This window comes from Enterobacter soli (assembly GCF_964208575.1).
GTDB classification, from domain to species: domain Bacteria; phylum Pseudomonadota; class Gammaproteobacteria; order Enterobacterales; family Enterobacteriaceae; genus Enterobacter; species Enterobacter soli_A.
In genome coordinates this window covers 131,735-146,274 of record NZ_CAXOFU010000003.1, presented here as the reverse complement: position 1 = coordinate 146,274, position 14,540 = coordinate 131,735, and the positions used below count along the sequence as shown (strand labels likewise).

Sequence of the window (14,540 nt, the reverse complement as noted above, 5' to 3'; positions counted from 1 at the left end):
ACGAAATATGTCGATAAATCGCCAAAATTCAGCTAACCCTGATAATGCTGCTGCTCTGATCGTAGGTCAGACAGAAATTTGTGAACCTTACACAACGGCACAACATAGTCATCAGCGGCATCAATTGATTTATGCCACCCGTGGGGTGGTTCATATGTCTACTGCTGTTGGGGAGTGGATCTTGCCACCGAGTCGTGCGCTATGGATCAGCGGCGGCACTAAGCATGCACTTACGGTCAAGCGCCCGGCAGAAATCAATATTCTTTATATTGACCCAGTTATCTATCCATTCACTAGCTTTGCGCAATGTTGTGTCGTTGAGGTCACCGCCCTGGTACGGGAGTTGATTGCAACCTGTTCCCAACATGCCTGGGATTATGAAACTAATACGCCTGAATACAGGCTTTCTGCAGTCTTGATCGACCAGATCAAAAAGCTTGATCTCTCTCCGCTTGATTTGAATCTTCCCAGAGATGAGCGCGCGCTGAGAGTGGTAGAGCTCTTAAAAAAAGACCCCGGAAACCGGGATCCTCTTAACGTGCTCGCTCGCGAAGTGGGGGCGAGTGCACGTACGATTGAGCGCCTTTTCTCAAAGGAAACGCATCTATCTTTTGGCGCATGGAGACACCGTCACCGTATGCTGTTCGCCGTCGAAAGGCTGGCTTACGGTGAAAATGTCACCCGAGTCGCACTTGAGGCAGGCTATGAATCATCCTCAAGCTTTATTGCCTCTTTTCGGGCGATGTTTGGCACTACGCCATCGCGCTATTTCCGATTTGAATCAGCGGCTTCGAATTAGCCATAAAAAGAATGGAACGCCAACTAATGCCGCGATTAAGCCCGCAGGTAATTGCCATGGAAACACAGCCATTCTACCTACCCAGTCTGATACGACCATCAGACTGGCTCCTGCCAGGCCTGCTATTGCCAACTGTCCCGTCACTCTCCTGAAGCCCAGATATCTGGCAATATGCGGAGCCATAAGGCCGACAAAACTTAGTGGGCCGACAATGAAAGTGGAAAGGGCGGTTAGCACAGCCGCAAGTGACATTAACGCGAGACGGCTCAGTGACAGGGGCACTCCTAATGAACGCGCAACAACCCCGCCAAATGGAAGTAATGACAGCCATCGATGAACCAGCGGAATACAAAAGGTAAGCATTAGCGCAGCCAGAGACACGCTAATAGCTTTTTCAGCCGTTAAACCATATGTTGAACCCGCAAACCACGATAGCAGCATGGAGGTTCTGGGATCGCCACCTGAAATCATAAGCATTAGTAAAGCCAGAAATGCAGCGTTTAGTGCCATCCCGGTTAACATCATACGTTGGGGGGAAAAATCTCTGATACCAGCTATGGTGGTAACAATGATCAGCGTAGCCACTGAACCCAGACAGGCTGCAGGAAAATACCAGGCTGTTATGTTTCCAGGAAATGCCAGCATTCCAATCACCATACCTGCTGCCGCACCGGTACTTACGCCCATGACCTCCGGGCTGGCTACCGGGTTTCCGGTCAGGCGTTGAATAATACAACCAGCAAGGGCGAGCATGATTCCTGCAGAAAACGCGCCAAGTACCCGGGGGATTCGGAACGAAAGCACGGATTCTGTAGCCCAGGCCCAGCCGTCAGCATTTTTCCCCAGCCCTGATGCTAATAGCGTCAGGGCTGAAAGTATAATTACACCTGACAAAAGCCATTTTTTCAGGCTTCTTTTGGAAGCTGAATAGTTTTCAGATTCCCCGGCTGTTGAATACATACGCTCTTTGAGCCTGGGAAGTAATAAAATGAGCCCTGGTGCACCAACAACGGCCGTGACAGTGCCAGTAGGGATCTCCTTCCAGTAAGATGCCAGTAAAATGACGATTTGATCCGAAATGAAAAGCAACAGCGCGCCGGTTACTGGCACCGTCAAGATCAGCGTTACCAGACGTCTAACACCAAGTAGCCTTGTAATCAGAGGCGCAAATAGCCCGATGAATCCAATGATGCCAACAGATGTCACCAGAGTAGCCGTAAGGTATATGCCTACCAGAAGCGCAAAGGGCCGTATGAGCTGAAGCTTAAGCCCCAGGTTTCTGGACATCATTTCATCCATGCCAAGTAACGTCAGGGGCCGATGTAGCGCCAGAATAATGATGAAAGAAATCAACAATTGCGGAATCAGGCGCAGGACGACTGCCCAGTCAGTTTGCGTCAGCGAACCTGTTCCCCACAGAAGAACGCTCTGTAATCTTTCGTGAAAATACAGACCAATCAGTTGGCTGACAGCGCTGCAGTAAAGGGTCAGGACTAACCCTATAAGAATCAACACTACCGGAGAAAGCTGTTTTCCTCGCGTCATAAACGCGATGACAGCCCCCATAAAAACAGCGCCAAGGAGCGAACCCGTACCTGGAGAAATTATATTACAACCCCAGAGAGTCGCCATTGTCATGCCTAGCTGAGCCCCGTTAGCAATACCTAGTGTTGAGGGTTCTGCCAGAGGATTACGTAGCACCTGCTGGAAAAGCAGACCGGCCAGCCCAAGCCCTGCACCGATCATCACAGACATCGCTGAACGGGGTAAAAAACTGTACTGAAGTAAGGTTATTTCAACCGCGTAATGTGTATTAAAAGGACTGTAAGCAGCCCACAACTCTATCGGTAAAATGTGATTTACGTTGAAAATGACTAAGATACTGGCCGTTATCAGCGCGACGGGTAAGGCGGATAAGCGAAGAGAAATCATATCTCCTCCAGAATTGCATCAAGCAGATGACAAAAGCGCAGCGCTGTGACTGGACCTCCGTAATACCAAATACCGGGCACCCGTCTGAAACGCTCTTCTTTTACAAAAGGCATCATCTTCCAGAGTGCGGTATCTGCAAGGTTTGCCATTGTTGTATCATCATTTTCAGTGAAGCAAATAACCTCGGTTTCTTGCAGACCTATTAGTTGTTCTATCCCAACGACCGCACTTCCCCAGAAACTGGTCTCTCCCTGCCATCCTCCCGGAATACCTGCTTTGCTCATAACCTCAAGAAACAGGCTATTTTGTCCAAAAACCAGAGCATGTCGCTGGTCAACAAGCGACATTAAAAGTAGTGGTCTTCTTTTCTTTTGAGCATATTTAAGCCTCAGTGCAGAGATTTCTGACTCGATGGTAGCAATTATTGCTTTCGCCCTGTCGTATCGACCTAATCGGACAGAGAGCGCCGTCAGGGATTGGCAGGACGTTGTGAGCGGTCTGCCATTTTCATCGCTGTATACAAGACCAAAGGATGGGGCAATCGAGTTATATACTGACGGTGAAGGGCCGTAACCTTCCGCGTAAACGATAAGATCGGGTTGCATCGCTGCTAAAAGTTCCGTATTTGGCTCTGTTCTTAAACCGAGTTCCGTGGAGCCATCAGGCAAGACGGGCTCCTTAACCAGTGATCGGTAATTCTCAATTTCTGATACAGCAAAGGGCATAACACCCAGCGTCAGAAGCATTTCAACAGCCAGCCATTCTGTGGCTGCTATTCGCTGCAGATCGCGCGAGGGAGCGGGACTTTTACCGACCGCAGGTAACCCCAGGAATAAGGATAAGCCAGCCAGATACTTTAAAAATTGCCGACGTTTAAAATCTGCCACTGCAGGGGAGGGGTTATTACTGAACATAACAGACAGGATGCCCTTCAACCGGATGGGAAAAGGTACCCATCTGAATACCATAAATAGTATTTAATGACGCCGGTGTAACAATCTCAGCGGGTGAACCCAGAGCAATTAAATGTCCGGATTTAAGCGCGAGAAGATTACTGCAATATCGGGCTGCCATATTTATATCGTGCAGTACCGCGATGATTGTGATTTCCTTTAGATGGCATAATTTTTTTAGCAGACACAATATTTCAGACTGCTGGGCAATATCCAACGCTGAGGTCGGCTCATCAAGTAAAAGACATTTAGTGTCTTGTGCAAGAGTCATCGCAATCCATGCTCTTTGCCTTTCACCGCCGGACAAAGAGTCAACCAGCCTCTTAGAGAGTCGTGACAGTCCTGTGTCAGCGATTGCTTCATCAACTTTCTGCATATCGTATTGGGTAAATCGGCCCAGTGCGCCATGCCAGGGATAGCGTCCTAATGAAACCAACTCCCTGACTGTCATGCCCTGTGCGGAAGGGAGGTGCTGAGGTAGGTATGCAACTTCGCGCGCAAATTCAGCATGTCCCCATTGCTCGACAGGACGTCCCTGAAATATAAGACTACCCGTTGAAGGAGAAAGATGTTTGCCAAATAGCCTGAGCAGCGTTGATTTACCCGAGCCATTATGTCCTATCAGGGCGTTAAATTCCCCGCCTGGGATAGTGACCGAGGATGGATATAATAATTGTTGTCCGTTAATTTGAAATGCTGCTTCTGACAATAGAAATAGCGCATTATGTTTTATCGTATTGTTCATCAGACCCTGTAAAGCGGGCAGGTGCCTGCCCGTTTACCCTCAGAAATGGAACGTGGCAGTGGCTGTCATCTGGCGCCCAGCGCCACGGAAACAGCCATAGTCGGCAAAACAGCTTGAAACGTATTTTCGGTCCAGAATATTAGTAACGTTAAGAGCAATGTTTGCCCCTCTCAGTCCGAGCTGGCTAAGTTCATAGCTAACCAGTCCGTTCCAGACGGCAACACTACCCACTTTGAACGTATTCTCTGAATCCCCCCAACTGGAGCCAATAAAACGCCCTCCGCTTCCAAGGGTCAACCCATTCAGTGCTCCCTGACTGAAGGTGTAGTCGAGCCAGAGGGAAGCCTGATGTTCAGGAACCTGATCAGGCGTCTTTCCCTTCAGTTGTGTGTCTTTGGTATATTCAGCGTGTGTATAGCTGTATGAGGAAATTAAGTTCAGATTATCCGTTAATCCGGCTTTCGCTTCGAGTTCAATACCCTGGACTTCAATTTCACCAGCGGCCACTTTAAACAGAGGGTTATCTGGGTCTGTTGTCAGATTATGCGTTTTGGTGAGTTGATATACTGCTGCACTGAGCATGGCAGAACGTCCATGTGGCACATAGCGCACGCCCGCTTCGTACTGTTCACCTCGTGATGGTGCATAGGAGACCGGAGGAGTTGAAGATAACCCGAAGCTGTTAGGTTCAAATGACTGGCTGTAGCTGATGTAAGGTGTGATGCCATTATCAAACAGGTAATTTAATCCACTCCGCCAGGTAAACTGATGATCGTTTCGGGAGATACCGGTATTTGTCTGGCGAAGATAGGTTTCCTGACGTGACCAGTCATAGCGTCCCCCCAGCGTGAGCAACCAGTTTTCATACTGCGCTTGATCCTGTACATAAATACCTGTCTGACGAGTCTTGTCATGCGCATAAGGTTCTGCGTCACCAAAAGCAAAATCATTCTGCTCTGGGTTATACAAATCCAGAGGTGTCGCAGAACCATACAGGTTACTGATGTCATTGTTTAAATTTCTGTAATCGATACCTGATAAAAGAGTGTGGTCAATATTCGCTGTGTGAAAATCACTCTCAAGCTGAGTATCCACAGAGAAACTATTCATCCGCTCGTTATCAATAAATTGCCCGCGCGAGATCGTGTGATTTAAATCGGCAGAAGGTACATCAGGGCAATCAGTCGTGGAGCAAATTCCTCTTCCATAGACACTTTGCTGTGACGTTTTGACTCTGGAATAACGCAGGTTCTGCCTGAACGTATAGTTGTCAGACAATACCCGTTCGAAGCTATATCCTACGGATCGCTGGTAACGTGACCAGGTATTATTGGGTGCGCTGTCGTCAAAATCGTCAGGCAGTCTAGCCCCGTCAGGCAACGGATCTAAAGTACCTTGTCTTGGCATCCATCCATAATATCCCACCTCAGGTTCGTTCTGAATGTTGGACAAGAATGTAAACGTTGTGTTTTCGTCCGGACGCCAGGTAAAAGAAGGCGCTATTGCGAAACGCCGCTGCCTTGAAAGGCTTTGTTCCTCATCGGAAGAACGGGCCATCCCTGTAATCCTGAAAGCGTAAATCCCCAGGTCATCCAGCGTGTCACCGAAATCGAAACCAGTTTGCATGAGGTTATTCGATCCCATTTTAAACTGCACTTCGCGTACTGGAGTGTAGACCGGGCGCTTGCTTACCATCGAAACAATGCCACCGGGATTACTCATTCCATACAGAACTGAGGCGGGGCCTCGAAGTACCTCAATCCGTTCGAGCAAATAGGGTTCGGTCGACATCTCGTTCCAGTTGTCGCCAGTGAGTTTGAGGCCATCCAGATAGTTGTTTTGTCCCTGTCCGGATGAAAAACCACGAATCTTAACCATATCAAAAGCGTTAGAGCTACCTCTGTCAGATACGGTTACTCCTGGCGTATATCCGAGCGCGTCCTTTAACGATTTAGGCTGCAAAATATCGATTTCTTTTCGCGTGATCACGGAAATGGACTGGGGGATATTTTTTATATCAGAACTGGTTTTTGTACCCGTAGCCGACTTTTTGGATACCAGCCCAGGAGTTGCTCCCCAGGGGTCTTCGCTGCTGTTTTTTTCAGCATCAGCGCTGACCAGAATGCTATCTTCTGCGTATACGGTGTTTGCTGTAAGGGCTGACAGTAAGGCAATTTTCAGGGTTACAAAAAGGGGGCTTAGTCCAGATACTTTGCGAGACGCGTTGACAGAAGAGCGATACATGTTTTGTTCCTGGTATAAACAACCTGAATGCCAATGAGAGTGATTTTTATTCACATCGCAGGGCGGAGTGGCCCCGGTTTGATCGTGGATACAGTATTATTTTGTTCTGGCAGAGAATATTGATAAAGCGACAAATAACATTGCTATCTCGCCATGCTGAACTTTAAAACGAAAGGTGAAGGATTTATATGATAAGAGGGAGTGTTTCACCTTGGTACAATAGGCGTTAAATGAAAAATTAGCGCTTAAGAATGTAGGTTTTACGACATCATATGTTTAATTGTCGCCAGCGACACAAGTAATTAATTGATAAATATGCTCCAAATCAATTGGTTATGTCTGGCAATCTTTATTTGGGCATTCAATTTGTGATTGACCCAATAAAGATGGAGCCTTAACATAGTATTAACTTATTGTGCAGGTGAACTGATAGTTCAGCACATTCCTTAAATGATTCAGTCGAATCATTAGCAATGTGAGGATACTCATGAAAATTCAACTGTCAGGTTTCTGTGTAATATTTAAATCAGTTATTCATTCTGTTTTGACTCCATTAAATCAAAGAAAACGTTGCCGCTCAGATGGTTTTTTTAACGCTAACGCTGGTTTTGCTCGTTTTTGCTGAGCTCTGTTTGAAGCAGTCTACACATTCTCTGCATCATTCCTGGCGCTCTGCGTGGAATTGAAAATTAGATAACGATGGTTTAAATATGAAACAGACAGGTCAAAAAAAGAACATTCTCATTTGTGGATCAGGTATTGCCGGACCAACACTGGCATTTTGGTTAGCTAAGCAAGGGCATAAGGTCACTGTCGTTGAGCGAGCATCAAGCTTACGCTTAACGGGGCAAACTGTAGACATTCGCGATGAAGGCCGTGATGTGGTTGAGCGCATGGGGCTTCTTAAAGACATTTCAGAATTAATGACAAATGAAGAGGGTTTGCGCTTCGTTGACAGCAAAAATATCATTCAGGCTGAATATCCAAGTGCAGGTGGGAAGAAGTCATTTGTTACAGATATAGAAATACTCAGAGCCGACTTATCGACGCTTCTGCTGAAATCGACACAAGATGATGTTGAGTATATTTTTGGAGATTACGTCACTTCCTGTCACGAGAATGAAGCTGAAGTCATTGTTAACTTCAAAAATCATGCTCAGAGAACTTTTGACCTTATGGTTATTGCTGAAGGTATGCGGTCATCCACGCGCGAACTCGTTTTTGGTAAGGTTCCTGTTCATCACATTGGTCTATACACTGCCTATTTTGCGATGCCTTATCAGCCTCAGGATGGGACATGGGTGCGCTGGAGCAATTGTACGGGTGGAAAGTCTATTCTGTTACGCCCGGACCAGGGACGCTCAACCCGGGCATATCTGTATATCAGAAGCAGTAAGCGAGGCATTGACCTTACAGGCCGAAGTGCCGTTAATAGCTTCATAAAAAGCACTTTCAGGAACGATGGCTGGGAAGCACCACGCATACTTGAAGAACTTGATAAAACTGACGATATCTTCTTTGAAGATCTTGGGCAGATACGAATGGACTCATGGTCCAGGGGAAGAGTCGTATTGCTTGGGGATGCGGCTTATTGCGCGACGCCTGTAAGTGGTATGGGTACCACTCTTTCAATCGTAGGTGCATATATTTTGGCCAAGTCACTGTTGACCAGTGAGGATCATCATGCTGCATACAAAGCGTACGAGCAAAAAATGCGACCTTATGTGCAACAAGCTCAGTCGATAAAACCCTGGACTATACGACTCGAACAACCTTCAACCAAACTGGGTATTGCGCTATTTTATAGGTGGAAGCGACTAGAAAAGACGAAGCTCATGCAGTTCCTTATGAGTCCTTTTGGGCCTAAAAGAGAGCATGTGGATTTTTTGGGCGCTCCCATCGTTTACGACACAGACATCACTCGCGCACCTGAGAAATCAACTTTGTAGGAAATAGATTCAGTCAGCGAGAGCTAAGCGAGTCGCTGACTGCGTTGCTATTGATTTAATTTACTACTCGAATACATTTGCAAAGAGAATTAGTTTCGATTACAGGCCTTGATATGATTAAGCAAAAAACTATCAGAACCTCTGTTTCAATGACAGGCATAGGGTTACATAGTGGATTAAAAGTCCAAATGAATGTCATTCCTGCAGGAATCAATACGGGGATCGTTTTTCGTCGTGTTGATCTGCACCCAGCAGTCGATATTCCTTTACGTGCCGAAAGTATTAATGAAACGACGCTTGCTACTACTATCTTCAATGATGATGGTGTACGAGTTTCAACAATCGAACATTTACTCTCGGCAATATCTGGGTTAGGAATCGATAATCTTTTGATCGAACTTAACGCAGGTGAAATTCCCATTGTAGATGGAAGTTCTGCGCCATTTGTATATTTACTGCTCAATGATGCAGGTGTCATTGAGCAGAGTGCCCCTAAGAAATTCCTAAAAATTAACGAAGAAATACGTGTAGAGCTTGACGATAAATGGGCAACCTTAGCCCCCTTTAACGGTTTTCACCTGGATTTTACTATTGATTTTAATCATCCAGCGATAAGTTCGGACAATAAAAGATATACAACCACCTTGAATCCTGAAGTTTATATCGCTGAAATCTCCCGGGCCCGTACGTTCGGTTTCTTGCGCGACGTTGAGTATCTTCAGTCGAAGGGCTTGGGTCTGGGTGCGAGTTTAGACAATGCAATTGGCCTTGATGAGTTCCGGGTGCTGAATAAAGACGGGCTGCGATACGAAGATGAGTTTGTCCGACATAAAACACTTGATGCAATAGGAGATCTTTTTGTCTGCGGCTATAACATTTTGGGCGCGTTCACCGCATATAAATCCGGTCATGCTCTTAACAATCTCCTCATCAGAAGTGTTCTACAAAATCAACAGTCCTGGGAGTTCGTACAGTTAGATACTGCGCCGTTTTCCGAAGTGCTGACAGATTCCATGATAGAGCTTGCTTACGCCAGATAGTTTTTTCTATACAACTTTATTGCCAGAACATGGCTTAGGAATCGGGCAGCCCTTGTGGCTGCACTTGAGGTCAAGCGGCACTGGAGCCTATCATAATTTATAATCGCTGCAGTAAATGATTAACTCCCTCTGATGCAGCATCAACTGCGCCCGCAAGATAACCTGAAAATTGTGGCGACCATTCACTGGCAATCCCCGTCATTTTACCTGCCCAAACTCCGTTCACTGGCGTCTGTTCAGGTAATGAATGCCCAAACTCCTGCCGCAAATCCTGTTTTGTCGCCGTAAAAGGATCGGCTGCCCAGTCTTTTATAAATTCTCTTAGTGGGTCTGCCGCAGACTGGCCAAACAATCGTACAAGCTGTTCCCGGCACATCTGCATAAGTACAGCTTCAGAGACTTTCCTTCTCGCTTGTGCTGGCACACCGATAAAACCAAATATCGCGGTGATACCTGATTCTGGCTCGGACACATCGTGAATTTCTACCATAGGCCCAATCTGACTGCTTGCATCACCAGAGAGATTTTGTTGCTGCAGGAAATCTTTATTATATAAGGCGACATATTTAGCATGGGGAGCCATCCATGTTGGGATCTTACTCCAGCCTGTAAGCAGCCCATCTGGCAACGCCGGTTTGAAGTCAATTCTTGCCGCCTGTGCGGGTGGCAGAGCCAGCAGGAGGTGATCACAGGCGTAGGCCATGCTTTTACCATTTTCCGCTCGGCTATGCACCAGTACTTCTTCACCCTTACTGGAGACTGCCATAACCTGCTGGCCGAGCATAATTTTCCCGGACGGGATCTGACTTTTCAACGCAGATGTCAGGGCCTGCATACCGCCTTTTAGCCTGAATGATGGTGGTGATGTTTCATACGATGGATAACGTTGTGGTGCAGAATGGCGATGGCGTTCAAACATCATTTCTCCCGGGCGAGTCTGCGGGATAAGAGAGAGATCGAGCGCATTAACAAGGCGCGCGAGTTCGGGCTGCATATCAGGCCAGAACCATGTAGCACCCATATCGACATGAAGTCCGTCAGGGGTGTTTGCTAACATCTGGCTTGAAAGGACACGCCCGCCGGTTCTTTCTCTTGCCTCGAGTATCGTACAGGCCACACCCGCCTTTTGAAGTAATGTCGCGGCGTATAAACCACTCACGCCTGCGCCGATAATAACAACTTTGCCGCTCATGAAGTGACTCCGAACAGGGTTTCTGGGCTAAGATGTCCCGTTTTCAAATAGAGAAGAGTATCCGTCCCAGCGGCCAGCAATGCGGGCATATCTCCTGGCGGCAGCCGTAACCAACTACCTTTCTCATATTCACCTTGCGGATCTGTGAGAGTCCCTTCCAGTATCATCAGCTCTGCTCCTCCAGTCAGGGGAGTACAAAAAAGACGCTCTCCAGGCGCGATTTTCAGTAGCATGACGGTTTCAGATGTGCTGGAGAAAAGAGGGCATACTTGTCTTCCCGGTTGACCGTGCCAGTTCGACATATCCTTCGTATTGATTCTTAAAGGCTGCCGTTCTTCAGGATTCATCTGGCGCAGCTTCACGAAAATAGTCGTACCGCCATGACTCGAAGGTTGGTGAGAAGAACCATCCGGGCTGCGCAGGTACCAGCCTGCCGGATAATTTGTCCCGTTCTCAGTAAAGATGCCGCTCAGGACAAGAATTTCTTCTCCACCAGGGTGATTGTGTACGGGAAACATAGAGTCAGGGGCATACCTGACAAGACTGGTCGCGCGGGCCTGCTCGCGGCCAATTCTGTCGAGCATCACTCGTTCGACACCAGGCTGAGGGGAAGCTACCCACTGGTAGCGGTCAGGCGTCATTACAGCACGCTGTGAAAAATCTGAATTCAGTAACATCATATTCATAATATGGCACCCTTGCAGGTGCCCTTTAGGGGTTATTTGTTCGGCAGGCTGTCGTAAACATCCAGGGCACGTGCAGTGTATGTCAGCGCTGCACCAGTGTTCAGGTTAATGGCGACGGCCAGTGCCTCTGCAATCTCTTCTCGGGTGGCTCCGTGCTTAACCGCAGCATCTACATGCACGGCCAGACAACCATCGCAGCGCGTGGTGACGGCGACGGCCAGCGCGATCAGTTCGTGGGTCTTGGGATCGAGATGTTTATTCTCAGATGCGCCTTTGTCCATCTGCTGAAAGCCTTTCATAAATTCTGGCTGTAATTTGGCAAATTTACCGATGGTTGCGAGCAGGCCGCTGCGATATTCATTCCAGTTTAAAAACATGTTGGGCTCCGGTTGGTATAGGTTTCAGATAAAAATGACGTCCCTTGCCAACGTCTCTGGCGCATTAGCAAGGGTGTATATCATTCACTGGGGACGATTATCAGAAAGCCCGGTAACTTCAACAAATCAGATATTCTTGCGAAGCGGTGAAGAAATTCTATGTCGTGAGGTTGGTAGCGGAAGGGGCATCACGCGGTCGAGTAATGCCTGTACCTGGATATTATTCACTTTCCGACAGGACGTCCTGAAGTAGCCAGTCGTGAAAAATATTAACTTCACTACGCATAACCTGCTGCTGCGGGGTCACCAGATAATACGACCATTTTAGCGGCCAGCGATAGTCGGGCTGCAGCTGCGCAAGCTGTCCGGTTTCGATAAGTTTCTTCACCAGAGCATATCGTACGATAGCTACACCACGACCGCTCAGAGCGGACAGAATCACCGCTGAGGTGGAATTGATATGAAGTCCGCTTTCAAGTGCCTCGGGGGCATTCACAGTCTGGAGCACCTCGTCCCACGATGGAAAATCTGCGCCGGGGTGAGGGGTATCATCATAAATAAGCTTTTGCGTGGCGAGCCACTCGCCACAGGTTATTTTGCCTTCCGGAACAAGACGCGGACTGCAAACCAGTACGGCTTCTTCATCCATCAGCCAGGTTTTATTGACGCCCGGCCAATCCCCCTGTCCACAACGGATACCGATATCCGCCTCCCCGTGCGACACGTCCATTAGTTTTTCCGTAACGTTAAGCCGCAGGTCAATACTTTCATGGGTTTCTGAGAACCGGTTCAGTCGTTCCATTAGCCAGTTCATCATCAGTACCTGAGAGGCGGTTACTACGACGACCGAACGCGCGCGACGTCCGCGTAGTTTGTTCAGTCCAGATTCCAGTTTGTCCAATCCTTGGGTGATGTCCAGCAGGGCTTCCTGTGCTTCATCAACCAGCGTCAGGCGCTCCTTCCCTGAACGGGTGCGGTGAAGAAGCGGATGTCCCACCCAGTCTTCCAGTGCGCGGACAAGCTGGCCTACTGCGGCTGGCGTGACGCCCAGCTCCTGTGCCGCGCCAGTAAAACTTCCATGCCGGGCTGTAGCTTCAAAAGCATGCAGCCATTTCAGGCGATTTAGCGATCTCATTTCATATTTCCTGACTCATTATTTTCTTCAGTATAAGTTAACGAGAAAGATTTTCTTTCCTGCGTCGCAATTTCTTCTCAGTCGTTAATACCGGGAGAGGGTGGCATTCTGATTTCACAGGATGAGGGGGCTGCCTTCTCATCAATGACAATCCAATGAATGTAAAGAGGTTAGCGATGAACGCATCTTTCTCCGGTAAAAAACTGTTAGTGGTCGGCGGTACGAGTGGTATGGGTTTCGAAACGGCGAAACTGGTTCTGAAAAATGGTGGCAGCGTGGTGCTGGTTGGCAATCGTCAGGACAAGGCTGAACAGGCCCGTCAGGCGCTTTCTGCTGATGGTCAGGTCTCCATCATCGTTGCTGACCTGATGAAAGAAGAAGGCATGCAGCACGTTATTAATACTATCAACGCTGAACATAAAGACATTAGCCTGCTGGTGAATGCAGCGGGTGTGTTCTTCCCGAAACCCTTCGTCGACAATGAAACGTCTGACTACGACATGTATATGGACATTAACCGTGCGACCTTCTTCATTACCCGCGACGTGGTGCGCAATATGGTAGAAGCCGGTATTAAAGGTTCAATCGTTAATATCGGTTCAATGTGGGCGCAGCAGGCCATCGGTGCCACTCCTTCTGCTGCTTATTCCATGGCGAAAGCCGGTCTGCACGCACTGACCAAAAACCTGGCGATTGAGCTTGGCGAAAAAGGGATCCGCGTGAATGCCGTTTCTCCGGCCGTTGTTCACACGCCGATTTACGAAGGCTTCATTCCGAAAGACGACGTGAAGGACGTGATGAACAGCTTCGACAGCTTCCACCCGATTGGCCGTGTGGGTACCCCGGTCGATATCGCGGAGACCGTTGCCTTCCTGCTTTCTGACAAGACTGGCTGGGTCACCGGCGCCATCTGGGATATAGATGGTGGCGTGATGGCTGGCCGTAACGCCTGATGACTCTGCCGCACGTGGGCGACCGCGTGCGGCACTGGAGTACTTATGCAAATCCAGACCGCAAACTATGACCTTGTCACCACATGGCAGGGGGGCATGGCCAGCCGCACGCGCTGCCAGTCTATGACGGGGGACAAGCGTCAAAGCCACGTTATCGATTCAGATGAACCTGTCGCGCTGGGTGGCGAAGGGCGGGCGCCCGGCCCTCAGGATCTGATGCTGGCAGCTTTTAACGCCTGCATGACGGCCGCCTTTGTTCAGGAAGCCATTAGTGCGGGCATCACGCTGACCCATCTTGATATCGAGACCCGCGGTGAACTCCTGACGGGAATATCCCGGCTCTGTGAAAAAATCACAGATGTTTCGCCTGGCTGGCTGCAGTATGTCATTCACGTCAGCGGGGAAGGGACTGCCCATCAGTTCGAATGCATCCATCAACTGGTCATTAACGCCTCCCTTCACCGGTGGTTACTGGCTCAGAACATGACGGTAGAGGGTGATTTAATTCTTATCTGACGCGGTCTGGATACCCTGT

At 48.4% G+C, this 14,540-nt stretch carries 13 protein-coding genes; 5 read left to right on the top strand and 8 right to left on the bottom strand.

Annotation, left to right across the window (positions count from 1 at the left end; genetic code table 11):
- Positions 1 to 7: 7 nt before the first annotated feature.
- A complete protein-coding gene (locus AB6V08_RS04100) occupies positions 8 to 799 on the top strand; it encodes an AraC family transcriptional regulator (protein WP_077945297.1) in 792 nt (263 codons plus the stop codon).
- Here the strand turns inward: AB6V08_RS04100 and fhuB are convergent.
- Genes fhuB through fhuA form a run of 4 tightly spaced genes read right to left on the bottom strand, consistent with a single transcriptional unit; the run spans position 782 to position 6,673 of the window.
- Complete coding sequence (gene fhuB / locus AB6V08_RS04095; RefSeq protein WP_324662419.1) at positions 782 to 2,731, bottom strand: Fe(3+)-hydroxamate ABC transporter permease FhuB; 1,950 nt, start codon at positions 2,729 to 2,731, stop codon at positions 782 to 784. The genes AB6V08_RS04100 and fhuB overlap by 18 nt on opposite strands.
- Positions 2,728 to 3,645: a Fe(3+)-hydroxamate ABC transporter substrate-binding protein FhuD gene (fhuD, locus tag AB6V08_RS04090; protein ID WP_057521454.1), complete on the bottom strand. Its 918-nt coding sequence runs from the start codon at positions 3,643 to 3,645 to the stop codon at positions 2,728 to 2,730. The genes fhuB and fhuD overlap by 4 nt, the downstream gene beginning before the upstream one ends.
- Complete coding sequence (locus tag AB6V08_RS04085) at positions 3,635 to 4,432, bottom strand: ATP-binding cassette domain-containing protein (RefSeq protein ID WP_407065284.1); 798 nt, start codon at positions 4,430 to 4,432, stop codon at positions 3,635 to 3,637. The genes fhuD and AB6V08_RS04085 overlap by 11 nt, the downstream gene beginning before the upstream one ends.
- A gap of 36 nt (positions 4,433 to 4,468) precedes the next feature.
- A complete protein-coding gene (fhuA, locus tag AB6V08_RS04080; protein ID WP_172746135.1) occupies positions 4,469 to 6,673 on the bottom strand; it encodes a ferrichrome porin FhuA in 2,205 nt (734 codons plus the stop codon).
- Positions 6,674 to 7,383: 710 nt separating this feature from the next.
- Between fhuA and AB6V08_RS04075 the strand changes: the two genes are divergently transcribed.
- Complete coding sequence (locus tag AB6V08_RS04075; RefSeq protein WP_130053503.1) at positions 7,384 to 8,622, top strand: FAD-dependent monooxygenase; 1,239 nt, start codon at positions 7,384 to 7,386, stop codon at positions 8,620 to 8,622.
- A 113-nt stretch (positions 8,623 to 8,735) separates the two neighbouring features.
- Positions 8,736 to 9,662, top strand: a complete 927-nt coding sequence (lpxC, locus tag AB6V08_RS04070) for a UDP-3-O-acyl-N-acetylglucosamine deacetylase (RefSeq protein ID WP_087053307.1) — start codon at positions 8,736 to 8,738, stop codon at positions 9,660 to 9,662.
- A gap of 97 nt (positions 9,663 to 9,759) precedes the next feature.
- On the opposite strand, the gene AB6V08_RS04065 is transcribed toward lpxC, so the two are convergent.
- The 4 genes from AB6V08_RS04065 to AB6V08_RS04050 all read right to left on the bottom strand — a co-directional run bounded on the left by AB6V08_RS04065 (position 9,760) and on the right by AB6V08_RS04050 (position 13,052).
- Positions 9,760 to 10,854, bottom strand: a complete 1,095-nt coding sequence (locus AB6V08_RS04065) for a flavin monoamine oxidase family protein (protein ID WP_057521450.1) — start codon at positions 10,852 to 10,854, stop codon at positions 9,760 to 9,762.
- Complete coding sequence (locus AB6V08_RS04060; RefSeq protein ID WP_236019720.1) at positions 10,851 to 11,540, bottom strand: cupin domain-containing protein; 690 nt, start codon at positions 11,538 to 11,540, stop codon at positions 10,851 to 10,853. Before AB6V08_RS04060 ends, AB6V08_RS04065 begins: the two co-directional genes overlap by 4 nt.
- A gap of 32 nt (positions 11,541 to 11,572) precedes the next feature.
- Complete coding sequence (locus AB6V08_RS04055; protein ID WP_057521449.1) at positions 11,573 to 11,917, bottom strand: carboxymuconolactone decarboxylase family protein; 345 nt, start codon at positions 11,915 to 11,917, stop codon at positions 11,573 to 11,575.
- Between the two features lie 220 nt (positions 11,918 to 12,137).
- The gene (locus AB6V08_RS04050; RefSeq protein WP_087053305.1) at positions 12,138 to 13,052 is read right to left on the bottom strand and encodes a LysR substrate-binding domain-containing protein; all 915 of its coding nucleotides are present in this window, start codon (positions 13,050 to 13,052) and stop codon (positions 12,138 to 12,140) included.
- A 176-nt stretch (positions 13,053 to 13,228) separates the two neighbouring features.
- Between AB6V08_RS04050 and AB6V08_RS04045 the strand changes: the two genes are divergently transcribed.
- Together AB6V08_RS04045 and AB6V08_RS04040 are read left to right on the top strand one after the other, a co-directional pair.
- A complete protein-coding gene (locus AB6V08_RS04045) occupies positions 13,229 to 14,005 on the top strand; it encodes an SDR family NAD(P)-dependent oxidoreductase (RefSeq protein WP_087053304.1) in 777 nt (258 codons plus the stop codon).
- Between the two features lie 45 nt (positions 14,006 to 14,050).
- Positions 14,051 to 14,521, top strand: coding sequence for an OsmC family protein (locus tag AB6V08_RS04040; protein WP_057521446.1), 471 nt, complete (start codon positions 14,051 to 14,053; stop codon positions 14,519 to 14,521).
- Positions 14,522 to 14,540 lie beyond the last annotated feature (19 nt).

Excerpts from the sequence above, each read along its gene's own strand:
- AB6V08_RS04100 (WP_077945297.1), top strand. The coding sequence starts at position 8 with ATGTCGATAAATCGCCAAAATTCAGCTAACCCTGATAATGCTGCTGCT.
- AB6V08_RS04045 (WP_087053304.1), top strand. The coding sequence starts at position 13,229 with ATGAACGCATCTTTCTCCGGTAAAAAACTGTTAGTGGTCGGCGGTACG.
- AB6V08_RS04055 (WP_057521449.1), bottom strand. The coding sequence starts at position 11,917 with ATGTTTTTAAACTGGAATGAATATCGCAGCGGCCTGCTCGCAACCATC.
- AB6V08_RS04075 (WP_130053503.1), top strand. The coding sequence starts at position 7,384 with ATGAAACAGACAGGTCAAAAAAAGAACATTCTCATTTGTGGATCAGGT.
- fhuD (WP_057521454.1), bottom strand. The coding sequence starts at position 3,645 with ATGTTCAGTAATAACCCCTCCCCTGCAGTGGCAGATTTTAAACGTCGG.
- fhuB (WP_324662419.1), bottom strand. The coding sequence starts at position 2,731 with ATGATTTCTCTTCGCTTATCCGCCTTACCCGTCGCGCTGATAACGGCC.
- fhuA (WP_172746135.1), bottom strand. The coding sequence starts at position 6,673 with ATGTATCGCTCTTCTGTCAACGCGTCTCGCAAAGTATCTGGACTAAGC.
- AB6V08_RS04065 (WP_057521450.1), bottom strand. The coding sequence starts at position 10,854 with ATGAGCGGCAAAGTTGTTATTATCGGCGCAGGCGTGAGTGGTTTATAC.
- AB6V08_RS04060 (WP_236019720.1), bottom strand. The coding sequence starts at position 11,540 with ATGAATATGATGTTACTGAATTCAGATTTTTCACAGCGTGCTGTAATG.
- AB6V08_RS04050 (WP_087053305.1), bottom strand. The coding sequence starts at position 13,052 with ATGAGATCGCTAAATCGCCTGAAATGGCTGCATGCTTTTGAAGCTACA.
- lpxC (WP_087053307.1), top strand. The coding sequence starts at position 8,736 with ATGATTAAGCAAAAAACTATCAGAACCTCTGTTTCAATGACAGGCATA.
- AB6V08_RS04040 (WP_057521446.1), top strand. The coding sequence starts at position 14,051 with ATGCAAATCCAGACCGCAAACTATGACCTTGTCACCACATGGCAGGGG.